This window comes from Pseudomonas fluorescens, assembly GCF_902497625.1.
Taxonomy (GTDB): Bacteria; Pseudomonadota; Gammaproteobacteria; order Pseudomonadales; family Pseudomonadaceae; genus Aquipseudomonas; species Aquipseudomonas fluorescens_BQ.
This window is the reverse complement of record NZ_CABVGX010000024.1, coordinates 72442-90265: the sequence shown is the minus strand read 5'-3', so window position 1 is coordinate 90265 and position 17824 is coordinate 72442. Positions and strand designations below refer to the sequence as shown.

Annotated in this window: 14 protein-coding genes and 3 pseudogenes; 6 read left to right on the top strand and 11 right to left on the bottom strand. The window is 59.9% G+C overall.

The annotated features are described in order from the left end of the window. A pseudogene (locus tag F8N12_RS16205) lies at positions 1-860 on the bottom strand (IS3 family transposase); the annotation flags it as partial. 204 nt (positions 861-1064) lie between these two features. Between F8N12_RS16205 and F8N12_RS16200 the strand changes: the two are divergent. Beyond that, positions 1065-2240 carry a GAF domain-containing sensor histidine kinase gene (locus F8N12_RS16200; RefSeq protein WP_150581338.1) on the top strand — a complete coding sequence of 392 codons (1176 nt, stop codon included), beginning with the start codon at positions 1065-1067 and terminating at the stop codon, positions 2238-2240. Here F8N12_RS16200 and F8N12_RS28285 read toward each other — a convergent pair. Together F8N12_RS28285 and F8N12_RS28280 are read right to left on the bottom strand one after the other, a co-directional pair. Then, positions 2237-2941 (bottom strand): methyl-accepting chemotaxis protein, encoded by a 705-nt coding sequence (locus F8N12_RS28285; protein ID WP_412072152.1) that lies wholly within the window; start codon positions 2939-2941, stop codon positions 2237-2239. The genes F8N12_RS16200 and F8N12_RS28285 overlap by 4 nt on opposite strands. A 228-nt stretch (positions 2942-3169) precedes the next feature. Further along, a pseudogene (locus F8N12_RS28280) lies at positions 3170-3280 on the bottom strand (hypothetical protein); the annotation flags it as partial. 888 nt (positions 3281-4168) lie between these two features. On the opposite strand from F8N12_RS28280, the pseudogene F8N12_RS16190 reads away from it, so the two are divergent. Further along, positions 4169-4322: pseudogene (locus tag F8N12_RS16190) on the top strand (magnesium transporter CorA); the annotation flags it as partial. A 443-nt stretch (positions 4323-4765) separates the two neighbouring features. On the opposite strand, the gene F8N12_RS16185 reads toward F8N12_RS16190, so the two are convergent. From F8N12_RS16185 to F8N12_RS16170, 4 genes are all read right to left on the bottom strand, one after another. Further along, positions 4766-6001 carry an RNA polymerase sigma factor gene (locus tag F8N12_RS16185; RefSeq protein ID WP_150581336.1) on the bottom strand — a complete coding sequence of 412 codons (1236 nt, stop codon included), beginning with the start codon at positions 5999-6001 and terminating at the stop codon, positions 4766-4768. After that, positions 6001-6492: an SRPBCC family protein gene (locus F8N12_RS16180; RefSeq protein ID WP_150581335.1), complete on the bottom strand. Its 492-nt coding sequence runs from the start codon at positions 6490-6492 to the stop codon at positions 6001-6003. Before F8N12_RS16180 ends, F8N12_RS16185 begins: the two co-directional genes overlap by 1 nt. A 28-nt stretch (positions 6493-6520) precedes the next feature. Next, positions 6521-6865 carry a YciI family protein gene (locus F8N12_RS16175; RefSeq protein WP_150581334.1) on the bottom strand — a complete coding sequence of 115 codons (345 nt, stop codon included), beginning with the start codon at positions 6863-6865 and terminating at the stop codon, positions 6521-6523. 71 nt (positions 6866-6936) lie between these two features. Beyond that, the gene (locus F8N12_RS16170) at positions 6937-7362 is read right to left on the bottom strand and encodes a YybH family protein (protein ID WP_150581333.1); all 426 of its coding nucleotides are present in this window, start codon (positions 7360-7362) and stop codon (positions 6937-6939) included. Positions 7363-7502: 140 nt separating this feature from the next. Between F8N12_RS16170 and F8N12_RS16165 the strand changes: the two genes are divergently transcribed. Continuing rightward, a complete protein-coding gene (locus tag F8N12_RS16165) occupies positions 7503-7988 on the top strand; it encodes a GNAT family N-acetyltransferase (protein ID WP_150581332.1) in 486 nt (161 codons plus the stop codon). A gap of 230 nt (positions 7989-8218) precedes the next feature. Here F8N12_RS16165 and emhR read toward each other — a convergent pair whose 3' ends face one another. Beyond that, entirely contained in the window at positions 8219-8851 is a 633-nt protein-coding gene (emhR, locus tag F8N12_RS16160) for an efflux system transcriptional repressor EmhR (RefSeq protein WP_150581331.1), read from the bottom strand. Positions 8852-9116: 265 nt separating this feature from the next. Here emhR and F8N12_RS16155 point away from each other — a divergent pair, with 265 nt between their 5' ends. From F8N12_RS16155 to emhC, 3 genes are read left to right on the top strand one after another with little or no spacing between them, the layout of a single operon-like run. Beyond that, the gene (locus F8N12_RS16155) at positions 9117-10274 is read left to right on the top strand and encodes an efflux RND transporter periplasmic adaptor subunit (RefSeq protein ID WP_150581330.1); all 1158 of its coding nucleotides are present in this window, start codon (positions 9117-9119) and stop codon (positions 10272-10274) included. Positions 10275-10277: 3 nt separating this feature from the next. Further along, positions 10278-13442 (top strand): efflux RND transporter permease subunit EmhB, encoded by a 3165-nt coding sequence (gene emhB, locus F8N12_RS16150; protein ID WP_150581329.1) that lies wholly within the window; start codon positions 10278-10280, stop codon positions 13440-13442. Beyond that, complete coding sequence (emhC, locus tag F8N12_RS16145; protein ID WP_150581328.1) at positions 13439-14899, top strand: efflux RND transporter outer membrane subunit EmhC; 1461 nt, start codon at positions 13439-13441, stop codon at positions 14897-14899. Before emhB ends, emhC begins: the two co-directional genes overlap by 4 nt. Positions 14900-15231: 332 nt before the next feature. Here the strand turns inward: emhC and pcaC are convergent, their stop codons facing one another. The 3 genes from pcaC to F8N12_RS16130 are packed head-to-tail and all read right to left on the bottom strand — an operon-like array spanning position 15232 to position 17787. Next, the gene (pcaC, locus tag F8N12_RS16140; RefSeq protein ID WP_150581327.1) at positions 15232-15624 is read right to left on the bottom strand and encodes a 4-carboxymuconolactone decarboxylase; all 393 of its coding nucleotides are present in this window, start codon (positions 15622-15624) and stop codon (positions 15232-15234) included. 10 nt (positions 15625-15634) lie between these two features. Beyond that, positions 15635-16426 carry a 3-oxoadipate enol-lactonase gene (gene pcaD / locus F8N12_RS16135; RefSeq protein ID WP_150581326.1) on the bottom strand — a complete coding sequence of 264 codons (792 nt, stop codon included), beginning with the start codon at positions 16424-16426 and terminating at the stop codon, positions 15635-15637. Between the two features lie 11 nt (positions 16427-16437). After that, positions 16438-17787 (bottom strand): 3-carboxy-cis,cis-muconate cycloisomerase, encoded by a 1350-nt coding sequence (locus tag F8N12_RS16130; protein WP_150581325.1) that lies wholly within the window; start codon positions 17785-17787, stop codon positions 16438-16440. Between the last annotated feature and the right edge of the window lie 37 nt (positions 17788-17824).

The following is a 17824-nucleotide window of genomic DNA, read 5'->3' as shown; positions in this document are numbered from 1 at the left end:
ATGTACGTGGTAGCCAACGATCTTTCTGGAGTAGGCATCCGTCACCAGGCTCAGATAGGCGGAGCCTTCTTGCGTAGGGAGGTAGGTGATATCCGCGACCCAGACCTGCTCCGGCCCAGTCGCAACGACTTGCCGTGGACCGGGCTTCAGAAGGTTGGGATGGCAGCGGAAGCGATGATGGCTATCGGTCGTCTTGTGATAGGCCCGTTTTCTACGAACCAGTTGGCGGTGATCACGCAAGACTTCAAACAGGCGATCTCTGCCAACATGCAAATCTTGCCTATCAAGCTTGGCATGCATCAGGGAGTGCAGCTTGCGGGCACCGATGCAGGGCTGTCGAACGCGAATCTCGCGCACGAAATTGATGAGCTTTTGGTCTTGCTCGAGCCGGGCCCGGTAGACCCGATCACGCTTGTAATAAGCTTGGCGACTGATCCCCATAAACTGGCAAGCCCTGCTGACACTCAGGGTTTGGGTTTGCGCAACGACTTGCCGGGCCGCTTTTTTAGAATGGATACGCCGTAGTCGTTTTTCAGCACATCGACCACGTCCTCGAAGAATTTGGCTTTCTGATTCGCCAGCGCCAACTGCTCCTCAAGCTCTTTGATTCGTTGCTCGGGCGTCAGCGGCAAGATGGGCTCGTCCATCGGTCGGATCCTCTGGGAGCGAATGGAAGCGCCTTGGCTCCAGTCCTGTCGACCATGCTTGCGTAACCAAACCAACACCGTCGACCGGCCCTGAATCCCATAACGCCGTTGAGCCTCTTTATAACTCAACTCGCCTTTTTCGACCTGATCGACGACCGACAATTTAAAAGTCAGCGTGTAATCACGCTGACTACGTTTTGCGCCCGTGTCCATTGCACCTTCCTGATAAGAAGCCAGAAGGTGTAAACCTTATTCAGGACGAGACACCCTCACACAATAAGCCGCACGATTTTCGGATCGTGCGGCTTTTTTGCGTCTTGCGGTCAGCATCGGACGAACGCTCGAATTCGATGAAGCCAACCATGTTTCCGCCCGATAGAATGCGCACTGTCACTGTATCTATCGAGACCAACAACTATGGGGCAAACAGCGGCAGCAGACATTGCCACTATTGGCCGAATCAGCGCAGTGCCGGCCATACTCCAGGTTATCCGTGAGATGACCGGTATGCGCTTCGCGGCAGTCGCCCGCGTGACGGAAGATTCCTGGACAGCCTGCGCGGTTCTGGATGATCTCGGCTTCGGCTTGGAGGTGGGTGGTGAACTGGATGTGGTCACCACGCTGTGCCATGAAATTCGCCAGGACCATCGTGCTGTGGTGATCGACAATGCCAGTGAAGACATCCTGTACTGCGATCATCACACACCCCGTCTCTACCAATTCGAAAGCTATATCTCAGTGCCGGTTTACCGGACTGATGGGCGTTTCTTCGGCACCATTTGTGCGCTCGACCCCAACCCTGCAAAGCTTAAAGCGAGCACCATTCAGAGCACCCTGGAATCGTTCGCGCGCATGCTCTCTTTGCAGATCGAAGCCGAAGAAAACCAGCAGCAAACCGAAGCGGCGCTAATGCAGGAAAAGCAGACCGGTGCATTGCGTGAGCAGTTTATTGCCGTGCTTGGGCATGATTTGCGCAACCCGCTGTTTGCCATCGAAGCTTCCGCCGAAATTCTCCTGCGCAAGTTTCCCGACCCGCCGCGCGACCGGTTGGCGAGACACATCCTTACCAGCACACGCCGCGCGAGCAGGCTGGTCGATGATGTGCTGGACTTCACTCGGGGCTCTCTGGGCCAAGGTATTCCGGTGAACATCAAGCCGTGTCCGGATCTGACAGATGCGTTGCAGCACGTGATCGCAGAAATCCAAAGCGTCAGCCCAGGCCGCAGCATCGAGTTAGCCATTGGTGAGGTCGGCGGCGTGCCTTGCGACCGCGAGCGTTTGATGCAACTGCTCTCCAATCTGGTGGCGAACGCCGTCGCCCATGGTGATCCCGAGGGAGCGATTGAAGTCAGAGCGGCGACTGATCACGACACGTTCGAACTCAGCGTGAAAAGCCGCGGCACGATTGACCCGCAAGCGTTGCCGCATTTGTTCCGGCCCTATTCTCGACCAACCCGCGATACGCCGCAGGCCGGTCTTGGTTTGGGTTTGTACATCGCCAGCGAGATCGCCAGATCCCATGGTGGAAAACTCGATGTGCTGTCCAGCGATGACCAGCACACGGTTTTCACGTTCAGCCTGCCGCTGCGTTAAGCGCTGAGGCGCGCGGTCACTTCGTTCAGTTGCCCGGACAAGCCGTGCAGGTTGTGGCTGGCGGCTTCGGTGCGTTGCACGTTGTCCAGGTTGGTGCTGGCAATACTGGTGATTTCAGTGAGGTTGCGCGAGATGTCCTCGGCCACGGAGGTCTGCTCCTCGGCGGCCGTGGCGATCTGGCGGTTCATGTCGCGGATCGCTTCCACTGCATGGGTAATGCGCTCGAGCATGGCGCCAGCCTGAGTCACTTGCTCGACGCTTTCTTCGCTGCGCGACTGCCCGCTTTCGATGGCCTGCGCGGCGTCCACTGCACCGGTCTGCACGGTTTGTATGATCTGATTGATCTCGATGATCGACGCCGCCGTGCGTTGCGCGAGGCTGCGCACCTCATCCGCGACCACCGCAAAACCGCGCCCGGCCTCACCGGCACGGGCTGCTTCGATAGCCGCGTTCAGCGCCAGCAGGTTGGTTTGTTCAGCGATGCCGCGAATCACTTCGAGCACCTTGCCGATACGCCCGCTGTCAGTTTCCAGACGACGAATCACCGTGGCGGTGTTGGCGATTTCACCGCGCATCTGCGTGATGGTGTGGATGGTGCCCTGCATGACCTTTTCGCCCTGCTGCGCGGACTGGTCAGCATCATCGGCAGCGCGTGCTGCGTTGGCGGCATGACGCGCGACTTCCTGCGCGGTGGCAGACATTTCGTTCATCGCCGTGGCCACCTGATCGGTGCGGCTGAATTGCTCGTTGGTGCCGCTGGCCATTAGCCCGGCAATCGATTGCAGTTCACCGCTGGCGCTGTCGAGATCCTTGGCGCTGGCCTGCAACCGGCTGAACGTCTCGGCAAGGAAATCGCGCAGGGTATTGGCGGCGATCGCCAGTTTGCCGAGTTCATCCTGACGAGTGCTGGCCACGCGCTCGGCGAACCTGCCCTGGCTGAGCTGAGCGACATATTCGATCAGCCGGCGAATCGGCTCGACCAGGTTGCGGTTGACCAGCCACAAGCTGAGCAAGCCGATCAGCAGGCCCGACACCAGCATGACGACAATCCCCAGGAACACCGTACGATCGGCGCTCGCGCTGATCAACTTCGACTGCTCGCTGCCCTGCTGGCGCAACTCGCTGACCAACGCGCTCATCTGTTCACTGGCGGCGCGGTCAACGCCCTTCACCGCCATGTCGCCCGCCGTCGGATCACTGCCCGCCGCGACGTACGCGTCACGACCTTTCTGATACGCCGCGCCCAGCTGACGGTGTTCGGCACGCAGGCGTTCGATGCGCGTTTTCAATCGCGCTTCGATGCCCTTCTGCCCGGCCAGTTCGCCGAGGATGCCCTGCACATCGCGCTGGCGGTCTTCGAATTGTTTCCAGTATTTGTCCAGGTCCGCCGGTTGCTTGCCACGCAGCAAAACGTTTTTCCATTCCTGCACCTGCACCTTGAATTGCAGGTTGGCCTCATCGATCAGTTGCGAGGTGCGCAGCGGCCCCTGGATCAGGCTGGCATAACTCTGCACGCCATCGGAGAGAAAATGGAAGCAGGCCAACGCGATCAGCAATATCGCCAACAGACTGCCGCTCAACAGGGCGAGAATTTGCGCTCTCAATGACTTTTGCAAAAACATGGACGGTACTCATGACAGAGGTGAGGCACGCCTGGAAAAGGCGTGATAATTGTCAGAACTTCCCTGTCTTCAACGTCGACAACCAAGGCCGGCGCCGCGCAACATAACCTATGCGAAATCGGCGTGCCAGAGCGGTTCTTGAGGCGAATCCGACCGTCGGTAGCAAGGTCTGAACAGCTATTTTTTTGTCACAAAACCGTCATGCGTAATTGCGATCATGCGGCTCACGTAAACCTGAAATATTCGGCGAAACCGCTGACAGGCGTTGTTGTCCTCACGCCTGTCGACCAATCGCGCTGAACTGGGCCGGTCAACATCATTGACGGTTTCTTTGGCATGAACGTCGGCGGCGTGCCACTGGCCGGGGATGCGCGTGGGTTCTGGAAACTGGTCGCGCTGGTGGCGACGTGTACCCTGGTTGCCGGGCCGCTGGGCGTTTCGCAGGTGGCAGGATTACTGAGATCAAAAAGCTTCTAACCACCGAATAATCTGTGGGAGCGAGCCTGCTCGCGATGCGGTGCAACAAGCGAAGATGCGGTGACTGACACACCGCTTCGCGAGCAGGCTCGCTCCCACAGGGTTTTGCGTGGCCGTTCGCCTCAGCGCAACGCCTTGATCCGCGCCTCGATAAACCGTCGCTCCGGCACCTGCTGCGTCAGTTCCAGCGCTCTTTCATAGGCTGCACGCGCTTCGTCTTCACGTCCCAGCTGCCGATAGAAATCGTCACCCGGCAATTGTGGCGAGGGGGTTTACCCCCGTTCGGCTGCGCAGCAGTCGTAAAACCGTTACTCGCGGTGCTTCAGGGAAATGTGAGTGACGGATTTTGGGGCTCGCTGCGCGACCCAACGGGGGTAAACCCCCTCGCCACAGGTTTGTGTTGCTCCGGATGAGGGGCCGTTCGCCTCAGCGCAACGCCTTGATCCGCGCCTCGATAAACCGTCGCTCCGGCACCTGCTGTGTCAGTTCCAGCGCTCTTTCATAGGCTGCACGCGCTTCGTCGTCACGTCCCAGCTGCCGATAGAAATCGGCCCGCGCTGAATGCGCCAGGTGATAATCGAGCAATTCGCCGCGCGCCATGATCCCCTCAACCAAGACCAGCCCGGCTAACGGCCCATCCCGTCGTGAAATTGCCGCGGCGCGATTCAGTTCTATCACCGGCGAAGGCACTGCCCTCAGCAACACGTCATACAGACCGACAATCTGCACCCAGTCCGTCTCGCCCGCTGTTGACGCTTGCGCATGCACCGCCGCTATCGCTGCCTGCAGGCAATAAGGTCCGAAGCGCCCACGGCTGAGCGCCACTTCCACCAGCCCACAGCCTTCGGCAATCATCCCGGCATCCCACAGCGAACGGTCCTGCTCATCCAGCACCACCAGCTCACCGCTGGCAGACGTCCGGGCCGGTCGCCGCGATTCATGCAGCAGCATCAGCGCCAACAGTCCCATCACTTCCGGTTCCGGCAATAACTCCATCAGCAAACGACCAAGACGAATCGCCTCGCCGGTCAAATCCTCGCGGGTCAGCTCAGTGCCGACAGACGTCGAATAGCCTTCGTTGAACACCAGATAAATTACCCGCAACACGCTGTCGAGGCGCTCGGGCAACTCCGCCAGAGTGGGCACCTGATAGGGGATATTCGCGTCGCGGATTTTTGCCTTGGCGCGCACGATCCGCTGGGCAATCGCGCTGGGCGCGGCAAGAAACGCCCGGGCGATTTCCTCTGTGGTCAGGGCGCAGACTTCGCGCAACGTCAGCGGCACTTGGGCATCTGCGGCGAGGGCCGGGTGACAGCAGGTGAAAATCAGGCGCAGGCGATCGTCCTCCACGTCTTCATCACTCCAGTCGGCCTGCTCCAGCGCCTCTAGTTGCGCGATCAATAGCGGCCGCGATGCAGCAAAACGGGCGCGCCGCCGCAGCACATCAATCGCCTTGAACCGCCCCGTGGAAACCAGCCACGCCCGCGGGTTGTCTGGCACACCATCACGCTGCCAACGCTCCACCGCGACAAAAAAGGCCTCGTGCAAGGCCTCTTCAGCGAGGTCGAAATCGCCGAGCAAACGGATCAGCGTCGCCAGGATTCGCCGCGACTCCTCGCGATAAACCTGTTCGACCCGAGCCGAGACCAACGCGCCGGTCATCAGTCCGGCATGCCTTGGGTCACCAGGGTTTCCAGCCGATCCAGGCTCTGCCCCCAACCATCGTGGAAGCCCATCGCTTCGTGGGCCTGCCGATCCTGTTCCGACCAGTGCATGGCGCGAGCGGTGTACAACGTTTGGCCGCCCTGTTCCTGCAGCGTTACTTCGGCCGCCATGAACGGTTTTCCCGAAGGAATCCAGCCAGGAATGAAGGCATCAGTGAACACCAGCCGCTCAGGCGCGACAATCTCTAGAAAAACGCCCATGGTCGGGTATTCGGCGCCATCGGGTGCACGCATCAACGTACGAAACTGGCCGCCGACCCACAGGTCCATTTCGCATTCGGGGGTGGTCATGCCATGGGGGCCCCACCATTGCGCGAGCAACGCCGGCTCGGTCCAGGCGCGGAAGAGTCGGCTGCGCGGTGCGTCAATCAGGCGGCTGATGGACAACTCGAATGTCGCGGGCGTGCGTGACACGGGTGGCGGGCTCATGGGGAACTCCTGTGTTTGTGCTTGTTATTCAGGGATTCAACTGGCGAACGGGTCGCACCTCGACACTGCCGACCCGCGCCGCCGGGATATTGCCGGCGACCTGGAGGGCCTCGTTGAGGTCTTTGGCATCGATCAGATAGAAGCCGGCCAACTGCTCCTTGGTTTCAGCGAACGGCCCGTCGGTGATCGACATTTTGCCGTTACGCATGCGCACGGTTGTCGCCGTCTGTACCGTCTCCAGCGCCTCGGCGGCGAGCATCCGACCACTGCTCTGGATCGATTCGGCATAGGCCATGCACTCCGCATCCTTGGGACTTTCAGGCAGCGCGTGCAATTGCTGTTCATTGCTGTAGACCAGGCATAAGTACTTCATGTGACCCTCCGCAATCCAACTGATCAACTATGGCTCAGATCGACGATTTCGCGCCGCTTCCCGATAAACGATCACGGCTGCAAGTCGAACAACGCCGTGCCGCTCATCATGTCGAACGGCGCCGACCAGTGTTCGTGGACAATGCGCCACTGCCCGGAGTCGCGCCGATAGCAGGCGGTCACGCGCATCCAGCAGGCCTGGGTTTCGCCCTGCTCGTTGGTGCCGCCGCAATGCGCGAGCCAGTGGGCGAAGGCGATGTGTTCGTCGACGACGATATTGACCTGATCGAAGTCGATCTTGTGCGCGCCCTGGCACATTTCCATGCATTCGAGCCAGTGCGCGCGGTAGGCCGCCTTGCCGCGAAATTGCAGCGCCTTGACCGCGTCGTAGGAAACGATGTCATCGCCGTACAGGGTCATCAGTTGCTCGACATCCTTGCCCATCACGGCCTGACGATAGGTGTCGATCAGACGCTCGATTTCGTGAGTGGCGTTCATGAAGGTTCTCCGTTGTTATTGTGTGAAGACACCCTTAGTCGTCTGGCGAGGAGCCGGATCGACAATCAAATTAACAATAATCCATGGGCGCAAACTCGCTAGAATCCGAGGCTAATTCATCTAGGAAAAAGGACAATCCAGTGACGGCCACACTCACGCCTTACGAAAACCTGAACGCGCTGCAGCGCCAGCAGGTCGAGACGATTGAAGTTCATCAGGCACAATTGAAATTCAGCGGCGATATTCACGGTGCTTTGCACACCTTGCTGTCCAAACCGGGTCCCGGGGTCAAAGGCTTTGCGTTGTTGGTCGAGGAAATTCCGGTCGCTTTTCTGCTGCTTAAACGTCCGCCCGCCCTGCCTGCCTGGGCCGACGAGCACAGCGCGACCCTGCATGCGTTGCAAGTGGACCAGCGCGCTCAGGGCAAAGGATATGGCAAGGCCTGTCTGCAGGCTTTGCCCGAACTGGCGCGTCGGACGTTTCCGGAAATCAGGGCACTGGAATTGTCGGTGGATGCGGATAACGCAGCGGCCATCGCGCTCTATGCAAGCTTCGGATGGCTGGATCGCGGCGAAGCCTACAAGGGCAGGATTGGTTATGAACGGCGCATGAGCCTGATGTTCTGACGGGCTATTTCGCTGTCTGCGGCTAACCTGCACTCACACAAACGACACAAAATTCCTACAAAATACCGGGGCCGCGCCCTGTCATCGGAGGGGCCGCGCGTATATAAAAGCATCCTTGTGCGCGTTAGGGAGACCGCATCAGTCGGACGCAGGCTTCGCCAGCTGCTACATCAAGCGCGAATTAATCGGTTCAGGCGCTTGAGGGTTCCTCCAGCATTTTGCAGCTTGTTTCAATTGCGCAGGCTCGGGCTCAGGCGCAGCATGTCCAGGCCTGTATCGACCCAGCGCTCGGCGTCTATGTGCAACTGAAAGCTGTCCGGGGCCAGCAGCCACTGGTAGAGCATGCCGTCGATGTAAGCGTGCAAGCTGATGGCCGCGCGAGCCGTGTCGAGATTCTCCGGCAACTGGCCGCGATTCACCGCATTGGTGAGGGCCAGAGCGATGCGTACATTGCAATCGAGACTGACCGTCTGTCGCTGCTGGCGCAGATCGCACATTTCATCGGTGAATTCGCACTTATGGAACAAAATTTCGTTGATGCGCCGGGTCTTCGGATCCAGAGCAACTTGTTGAAACAAATGAATCAGCAGATTGCGCATGCACCCCAGCGGGTCGAGTTCATCTTCGCTCTCACTGGCTTTGGCCATTTCATCGAGCGGCTCGTGCAACGTATCGAGCATGGCCTGCACCAGGTCGGCCTTGTTACTGAAGTGCCAGTAGATGGCACCGCGTGTCACGCCAGCGAGGGTGGCGATGTCCGCCAGCGTCGTGCGCGCCACACCCCGCTCGAAGAAGGCTTTCTCCGCCGCTTCGAGTATCTGGCTACGTGTCTCCTGGGCTTCCTCTTTGGTACGACGGACCATGGCAGTACAACCTCAATCAGGGTGCTTCAGTGATGTCTGAATATCAGCTGAATAAAAGTGGAGCGAGCGCTCTTGGGCGTTGTCTCCGGCCTACAATTCGAACCTTTGCACGGCTTTTGTAACGAGAAGGATACGCAGCAAAGGTATTTACAAACAACCATGAACGTAAGTATATTCCTTAGCAAGCTACTTATCCACTCAGCGCACATTTTTCACCCTTTCACATTTCGAGTGCGCACACAGCGCGCCTGACCCGAGGATTTTCATGCAATTCAAGCCAGCTGTTACCGCTCTGGTCACTGCCGTCGCCCTGGCATCGCTGCTCAGCGGATGTAAAAAGGAAGAAGCGGCACCTGCCGCACCGCCTCCTCAGGTCGGCGTTGTTACCCTGCAACCTCAAGCCTTCACCCTGACATCCGAACTACCGGGCCGCACCAGCGCGTTCCGCATCGCCGAAGTTCGCCCCCAAGTCAATGGCATCATTCTCAAGCGTCTGTTCAAGGAGGGTGGGGACGTCAAGGCCGGTCAGCAGCTGTATCAGATCGATCCGGCCGTGTATGAAGCCACGCTGAAGAGCGCCCAGGCCAACTTCCAGCAGACCAAGTCAATCTCTGATCGCTACAAGCAACTGGTCGATGAGCAGGCAGTGAGCCGTCAGGAATACGACACCGCCCTGGCCAACCGTATGCAATCGGAAGCCAGCTTGCAGAGCGCGCAGATCAACGTGCGCTACACCAAGGTCTATGCGCCTATCTCCGGGCGCATCGGTCGTTCTTCGTTCACCGAAGGCGCCCTGGTGACCAACGGTCAGACCGACGCCATGGCGGTCATTCAGCAGCTCGACCCGATTTACGTCGATGTGACCCAATCGTCGGTGGAACTGCTGGAGCTGCGCCGCGAACTGGAAAGCGGTCGCCTGCAAAAAGCGGGTGATACTGCCGCAGCGGTCAAGCTGACCCTTGAGGACGGCAGCGAATACAAGCAAGTGGGCAAGCTCGAGTTTTCTGAAGTGTCGGTGGATCAGACCACAGGCTCGGTGACCCTGCGAGCCGTGTTCCCGAACCCGGATCACACCTTACTGCCAGGCATGTTCGTGCATGCGCAATTGCAGGCCGGTGTGAACGCAGCCGCGATTCTGGCGCCGCAGCAAGGCGTGACGCGCGATCTCAAAGGCGCCCCGACCGCACTGGTCGTCGGCCCGGACAACAAGGTCGAACTGCGTCAGCTCAAGGCCAGCCGCACGGTGGGCAGTCAGTGGTTGATCGAAGACGGCTTGAAGGCCGGCGATCGCCTGATCACTGAAGGGCTGCAATACGTCAAACCAGGAGCGGAAGTGAAAGCCACTGAAGCGACCAACGTCGGCACCAGGAACCCGGCCCCCGCACAGGCAGCTGACAAGGCTTCCAGCGGCAAAGGGGAGTAAACCATGTCGAAATTTTTTATCGACCGTCCGATTTTCGCCTGGGTAATTGCCCTGGTGATCATGCTGGTCGGGGCACTCTCGATCCTCAAGTTGCCGATCAATCAATACCCGAGCATTGCGCCGCCGGCGATCGCCATTTCCGTGACCTACCCGGGTGCGTCCGCACAAACCGTGCAGGACACCGTGGTTCAGGTGATCGAGCAGCAACTCAACGGCATCGACAACCTGCGTTATGTGTCTTCGGAAAGTAACTCCGACGGCAGCATGACCATCACCGCCACCTTCGAGCAAGGCACCAACTCTGACACCGCGCAGGTTCAGGTGCAGAACAAGTTGAACCTGGCCACCCCACTGCTGCCGCAAGAAGTGCAGCAACAGGGGATCCGTGTCACCAAGGCAGTGAAAAACTTCCTGATGGTGATTGGCGTGGTGTCGCGCGACGGCAGCATGACCAAGGACGACCTGTCCAACTACATCGTGTCGAACATGCAGGACCCGATCTCGCGGACCGCCGGTGTCGGTGACTTTCAGGTCTTCGGCGCTCAGTACGCGATGCGTATCTGGCTCGATCCGGCCAAGCTGAACAACTTCAACCTGACTCCGGTTGACGTGAAAAACGCCATCGCCGCGCAGAACGTCCAGGTCTCCTCCGGTCAGCTCGGTGGCTTGCCTGCCGTACAAGGCCAGCAGTTGAACGCAACGATCATCGGCAAGACCCGCCTGCAAACTGCCGAGCAGTTCAAGGCGATTCTGCTGAAGGTCAACAGCGACGGTTCGCAAGTGCGTGTCGGCGACGTTGCCGATGTAGGTCTGGGCGGTGAGAACTACGCCATCAGCGCCCAGTTCAATGGCAGCCCGGCGTCCGGTCTGGCAGTAAAACTGGCCAACGGTGCCAACGCCCTGGACACCGCGAAAGCCCTGCGCAACACCATCGAAACGCTCAAGCCCTTCTTCCCGCAAGGCATGGAAGTGGTGTTCCCGTACGACACCACGCCGGTGGTAACCGAGTCAATCAAGGGTGTAGTGGAAACCCTGGTCGAAGCGATCGTGCTGGTGTTCCTGGTGATGTTCCTGTTCCTGCAGAACTTCCGCGCCACCGTTATCACCACGATGACCGTGCCAGTAGTATTGCTCGGTACGTTCGGGATCCTCGCGGCATTCGGTTTCAGCATTAACACCCTGACCATGTTCGGCATGGTGCTCGCCATCGGGTTGCTGGTGGACGACGCCATCGTTGTGGTGGAGAACGTCGAACGGGTGATGAGCGAAGAAGGCCTGTCACCCAAGGAGGCCACGAAGAAATCCATGGGGCAGATCCAGGGGGCACTGGTCGGTATCGCCCTGGTGCTGTCGGCGGTATTGCTGCCGATGGCGTTCTTCAGCGGTTCCACCGGTGTGATCTACAAACAGTTCTCGATCACCATTGTTTCGGCCATGGCGCTGTCGGTACTGGTGGCGTTGATCTTTACCCCGGCGCTCTGCGCGACCATGCTCAAGCCGATTCCGAAAGGCGAGCACGGCACACCGAAACGCGGCTTCTTCGGCTGGTTCAATCGCAGTTTCGACCGTGGTGTCAGAAGCTACGAGCGCGGCGTCGGTAACATGCTCACGCACAAGGCGCCGTATCTGTTGGCGTACTTGATCATCGTGGTTGGCATGATCTGGCTGTTCACCCGCATTCCGACGGCATTCCTGCCGGAAGAAGACCAGGGCGTACTGTTTGCCCAGGTGCAAACTCCGGCCGGTTCCAGTGCCCAGCGTACTCAGGTGGTTGTGGACGAAATGCGCGAATTCCTTCTGCGTCCGACCAAGGATGGCGGTGAAGGCGATGCGGTGGCTTCGGTGTTTACCGTAACCGGCTTCAACTTCGCCGGCCGTGGGCAGAGTTCGGGTATGGCGTTCATCATGCTCAAACCGTGGGACGAGCGTAACGCTGACAACAGCGTGTCCAGCCTTGCCGCACGGGCGCAGCAGCACTTCTTCACATTCCGCGATGCGATGGTGTTCGCGTTTGCCCCGCCGGCAGTACTCGAGTTGGGCAACGCCACCGGTTTCGACGTGTTCCTCCAGGATCGCGCCGGTATCGGTCACGAAAAACTGATGGAAGCGCGTAATCAGTTCCTCGGCATGGCGGCGCAAAGCAAAGTGCTTTCACAAGTGCGCCCGAACGGCCTGAACGACGAGCCGCAATACCAGTTGGAAATCGATGACGAGAAAGCCAGCGCCCTCGGCGTGACGCTCACCGACATCAACAACACCTTGTCGATCGCTTTGGGCAGTAGCTATGTGAACGACTTCATCGACCGCGGCCGGGTGAAGAAGGTTTACGTGCAAGGCCAGCCTGATTCGCGCATGAGCCCTGAAGACGTGAAGAAGTGGTACGTACGCAACAGCGCCGGAACCATGGTGCCGTTCACGGCCTTCGCCAAGGGTGAGTGGATTTACGGTGCACCGAAGCTGTCGCGATACAACGGCGTAGAAGCGATGGAAATCCTCGGGGCTCCGGCGCCGGGTTATTCCACCGGTGAAGCCATGGCCGAAGTCGAAGCGCTGGCGAAGAAACTGCCGACCGGTGTCGGCATTTCCTGGACCGGTCTGTCGTACGAAGAACGCTTGTCCGGTTCGCAAGCACCCGCGCTGTACGCGTTGTCGCTGCTGATGGTGTTCCTGTGTCTGGCGGCGTTGTATGAAAGCTGGTCGATCCCGATTGCGGTGATGCTGGTGGTGCCTTTGGGGATCATCGGTGCGCTGTTGGCAACCAGCCTGCGCGGCCTGTCCAACGACGTTTACTTCCAGGTGGGCCTGTTGACGACCATCGGGCTGGCGGCGAAAAACGCTATCCTGATTGTCGAATTCGCCAAGGAACTGCATGAGCAAGGGCGAACCTTGCGCGAAGCGGCGATCGAAGCGTGCCGGATGCGTCTGCGCCCGATCATCATGACCTCGCTCGCCTTCGTGCTCGGTGTGGTACCGCTGGCAATTTCCACCGGCGCAGGTTCGGGCAGCCAACATGCGATCGGTACCGGCGTTATTGGCGGTATGATCACGGCAACGGTCCTGGCGATCTTCTGGGTACCTCTGTTCTTTGTCACCGTGTCGTCCATCGGCCAGCGCAAAAAAGCCGATCAGGATGATGCTATTGAAACTCCAAAAGAGGCTGGCCAATGAGCAAGTCGCTACTCTCCCTCGCTGTTGCCGCCTTCGTGCTGAGCGGTTGCTCGCTGATACCTGATTATCAGCAGCCCGCCGCACCGGTGGCGCAGCAATACCCACAGGGGCCGGCCTACTCGCCGGCCCAGGCGCCGAGCCAGGCTGCTGCCGAACAGGGCTGGAAGCAGTTTTTCCATGACCCGGCGTTGCAGCAGCTGATCAAGGTTGCGCTGGAAAACAACCGCGACCTGCGTGTCGCGGCGCTGAACATCGATGCCTTCGCGGCGCAGTACCGCATCCAGCGTGCAGACCTGTTCCCGGCCGTTTCCGCCAATGGCAGCGGCAGCCGCCAGCGGGTTCCGGCGAATGCATCGCAGACCGGCGAATCGGGTATCGTCAGTTCCTACTCCGCCACCGTAGGCATCAGCGCCTATGAGCTCGACCTGTTCGGTCGGGTTCGCAGCCTCAGCGAAGAAGCGCTGCAGCAGTATTTCGCCACAGAAGAAGGCCGTCGCAGCACGCAAATCAGTCTGGTCGCCAACGTCGCCAACGCCTACATGACCTGGCAGGCCGATAAAGAGCTGCTCAAGCTGACGCAGGATACCTTGGGTGCGTTTGAAGAGAGCCTGAAGCTCACTTCCCGCAGCAATGAAGTCGGTGTCGCCTCGGCCCTGGACCTGGCGCAGTCGCGCACCTCGGTGGAAAACGCCCGCGCGCAACTGGCTCGCTACACTCGCCAGGTTGCTCAGGATGAAAACAGCCTCGTATTGCTGCTCGGTACCGGCATCCCGGCCAATTTGCAAGCGGCCAAGCCACTGTCCGATGACTTGCTGAGCGAAGTACCGCCCGGCCTGCCGTCGGATCTGCTGCAGCGTCGTCCGGACATTCTCCAGGCCGAGTACAACCTGAAAGCGGCCAACGCCAATATCGGCGCGGCACGGGCGGCGTTCTTCCCGAGCATCAGCCTGACTGCCAATGCCGGCACGCTCAGCCCCGACCTGTCCGGCCTGTTCAAGGGTGGTTCGGGCACGTGGCTGTTCCAGCCGCAGATTAACCTGCCTATCTTCAATGCCGGCAGCCTGCGCGCCAGCCTGGATTACTCGAAAATCCAGAAAGAAATCAGCGTGGCGAACTACGAGAAGTCCATTCAAACGGCCTTCCAGGAAGTCGCCGACGGCTTGGCTGCACGTCAGACCTACACCGAGCAGTTGCAGGCTCAGCGTGATTTCGTCCAGGCCAACCAGGATTACTACCGTTTGGCCGAGCGACGTTATCGCATCGGTGTCGACAGTAACCTGACCTTCCTTGATGCCCAGCGTCAGCTGTTCAGTGCGCAACAGGCGCTGATCACCGACCGTCTGGCACAGCTCAACAGCGCCGTTAATCTGTACAAGGCACTGGGTGGGGGCTGGAATGAGCAAACAGCTCAGGTCCAGCGGCAGAAAGAACAAGCGCCGGAACTGAAGTTGTTCTGATGATGTTGTAAACACGAAGCCCACCTTTTGGTGGGCTTTTTGTTGGCTGCGCAATAGGTGAGGTTCTGGTCTGGCCTATCGCGAGCAGGCTCGCTCCCACAGAATCCGTGGCAGAACCGCAAACTTGTTCTATCCGCAAAACCTGTGGGAGCGAGCCTGCTCGCGATGGGGCGGGTCAGTCAATTTGAATAGCGACTGGCGCACCGCTTTCGCGAGCAGGCTCGGTCCCACAGGGGATCTTCGAAGACCACAAATTTGGCGTTCGCACTGGATTATTGTGGGAGCAAGCCTGCTCGCGATGGGGCCGGGGCAGGCGCCGCTGAACCAGCGAATCACTCCCGCGATTCAACCCCCAATTCATCCCACACCGACTCCGCCAGATGGAACGTGGCGTTAGCCGCCGGAATCCCGCAGTAGATCGCGCTCTGCATGATTACTTCCTTGATCTCGCCACGGCTGACGCCATTGTTGGCGGCGGCGCGCAGGTGCAGTTTGAGTTCTTCGCTGCGGTTCATGCCGATCAGCATCGCGATGGTGATCAGACTGCGGGTATGGCGTTCCAGCCCCGGACGGGTCCAGATGTCACCCCAGGCGTGACGGGTGATCATTTCCTGAAACTCCGAGTTGAACTCGGTCAACGCATTCAGGCTGCGATCGACATGCGCGTCGCCGAGCACGGCGCGGCGCACGCTCATGCCTTCTTCGTAACGTTGCTTCTCGTCCACGGAAAACTCCTCAACGGCCCGACAGGAATGCTACAACACGCTCGCTGAACGCTTCGCCGGCCTGCACGTTGGACAGGTGCGCGGCGTAGAACTCAGCGTACTCGGCACCCTGCACATGCTGCTGAATAAAGTGTCCACCCGACGGCGGCGTGACCGCGTCCTCGCTGCCGGCAATCACCAGCAGCGGCACCTTGATCGACGACAGTTGATCGCGGAAATCGGCATCGCGCACCGCGGCGCAATTGGCCGCATACCCTTCAGGCGATGTCGCCGCCAGCATGTCGGTGATCTGCATCGCCACCTCAGGATTAGCTTCAGCAAAATCCGCCGTGAACCAGCGCGCAATCGACGCGTCGCGCAGCGCGACCATGGCCGCCGGACCGTCGCGTAGCACGGTTTCGATGCGCGGGTCCCACACCGATGGATCGCCGATTTTCGCCGCGGTATTGCACACCACCAGCTTGTTCAGACGATCAGCGGCGTTGATCCCCAGCCATTGGCCGATCAGGCCGCCCATTGATAGCCCACAGAAATGTGCTTTATCAATGTGCAACGCATCGAGCAAGGCCAGTACATCGCGACCTAGTTGTTCGATGCGGTAAGGCCCCGGAGTCACCAGCGACTGACCATGCCCGCGGGTGTCAAAACGCAGCACGCGAAAGTGCTCGCTGAACGCGGCAATCTGCGCGTCCCACATGTGCAAGTCGGTGCCCAACGAGTTGGACAGCACCAGCACCGGCCCATCCTCGGGCCCGTCAAACCGGTAATGCAGTTCGCCCTCGGCGAGTTGTACGAAAGTCACAGCAATCTCCTTCAAGCAGTCATTGCAGAATGTTCGGCCACCGCGCGATCGACCCACGTGTGGGCCTGACCAAGGTAGTGCGCGGGGTCCAACAGTTGATCGAGCTCAGCGACAGATAACTCGGCGATGACCTTCGGCTCCTCGCCGAGTACCGCACGCAAATGCCGCCGTTCGGCGACAGCGCGTTTGCAGCATTGCTCGAGCAGATGGTGCGCGGTGTCACGGCCCACCCGTTGCGCGAGGACGATGCTCACCGCCTCGGCCAGCACCAGCCCCTGAGTCAGATCCAGATTGCGTGCCATGCGCTCGGCATCCACCTCCAACCCATCAGCGACCAGCAGCGCCTGCTGCAACGCGCCGGATACCAGGCAGCAAATTTCCGGCAGGGTTTCCCACTCGGCATGCCACAGGCCGAGGCTGCGCTCATGCTCCTGCGGCATCGCGCTGAATAACGTCGAGAGCAAACCGGGTACCCGCGTCGCCGCGCCAATCAGCACCGCCGCGCCCACCGGATTGCGTTTGTGCGGCATGGTCGAGGAGCCGCCCTTGCCCGGCGCCGAGGGCTCGAACACTTCGCCGGCCTCGGTCTGCATCAACAGGCTGATGTCGCGACCCAGTTTGCCGAGACTGCCGGCGATCAAGCCAAGCACCGCGCCGAATTCCACCAGACGATCACGCTGGGTGTGCCACGGCTGATCAGGCAACGTCAGTTGCAGTTCCTCGGCCAGCGCTTCGGCAATCGGCATGGCGCGGTCGCCCAAGGCCGCGAGCGTTCCGGAAGCACCGCCAAATTGCAGGACCAGCAAGCGCGGTTTGAGTTGTTGCAGACGTTGCCGACTGCGCGTCACTGCGCCCAGCCAGCCAGCGATTTTCATCCCCAGCGTGACCGGCGTCGCGTGCTGCAACCAGGTGCGTCCGGCCAACGGCGTGGCGACATAGCGCAGCGCTTGAGTCGCGAGAATCTCGCCGAGCTGCGCCAGATCCTGCTCAATCAATACCAGCGCCTGGCGAATCTGCAGCACCAGACCCGTGTCCATTACGTCCTGACTGGTCGCGCCCAGGTGCACATAACGCTCGGCGTCGGCATCAGTTGCCGCCAGCCGTTTGCCCAAGGCCTTGACCAACGGAATCGCCGAATTGCCCGCGGTCGCGATCGCATCCCCGAGCGCGACGAAATCATAATGCTCGGCGCGACACGCCGCTTCGATGGGCACGACGACGCTCTGCGGAATCAGTCCGACCCGCGCTTCTGCCCGGGCCAGCGCCGCTTCGAAATCGAGCATGGCCTGAACCCGGCCGTGATCGCAGAACACTTCACGCATGTCACGGGCAGTGAAGTAGGCATCGAACAGCTGGTTCATAAACAGTCCTTGCAAACGTGGGCCGGTGTGGCCCACG

Excerpts from the sequence above, each read along its gene's own strand:
- emhB (WP_150581329.1), top strand. The coding sequence starts at position 10,278 with ATGTCGAAATTTTTTATCGACCGTCCGATTTTCGCCTGGGTAATTGCC.
- emhC (WP_150581328.1), top strand. The coding sequence starts at position 13,439 with ATGAGCAAGTCGCTACTCTCCCTCGCTGTTGCCGCCTTCGTGCTGAGC.
- F8N12_RS16180 (WP_150581335.1), bottom strand. The coding sequence starts at position 6,492 with ATGAGCCCGCCACCCGTGTCACGCACGCCCGCGACATTCGAGTTGTCC.
- F8N12_RS16170 (WP_150581333.1), bottom strand. The coding sequence starts at position 7,362 with ATGAACGCCACTCACGAAATCGAGCGTCTGATCGACACCTATCGTCAG.
- F8N12_RS16175 (WP_150581334.1), bottom strand. The coding sequence starts at position 6,865 with ATGAAGTACTTATGCCTGGTCTACAGCAATGAACAGCAATTGCACGCG.
- F8N12_RS16200 (WP_150581338.1), top strand. The coding sequence starts at position 1,065 with ATGGGGCAAACAGCGGCAGCAGACATTGCCACTATTGGCCGAATCAGC.
- F8N12_RS16185 (WP_150581336.1), bottom strand. The coding sequence starts at position 6,001 with ATGACCGGCGCGTTGGTCTCGGCTCGGGTCGAACAGGTTTATCGCGAG.
- F8N12_RS16155 (WP_150581330.1), top strand. The coding sequence starts at position 9,117 with ATGCAATTCAAGCCAGCTGTTACCGCTCTGGTCACTGCCGTCGCCCTG.
- F8N12_RS28285 (WP_412072152.1), bottom strand. The coding sequence starts at position 2,941 with ATGTCTGCCACCGCGCAGGAAGTCGCGCGTCATGCCGCCAACGCAGCA.
- emhR (WP_150581331.1), bottom strand. The coding sequence starts at position 8,851 with ATGGTCCGTCGTACCAAAGAGGAAGCCCAGGAGACACGTAGCCAGATA.
- F8N12_RS16130 (WP_150581325.1), bottom strand. The coding sequence starts at position 17,787 with ATGAACCAGCTGTTCGATGCCTACTTCACTGCCCGTGACATGCGTGAA.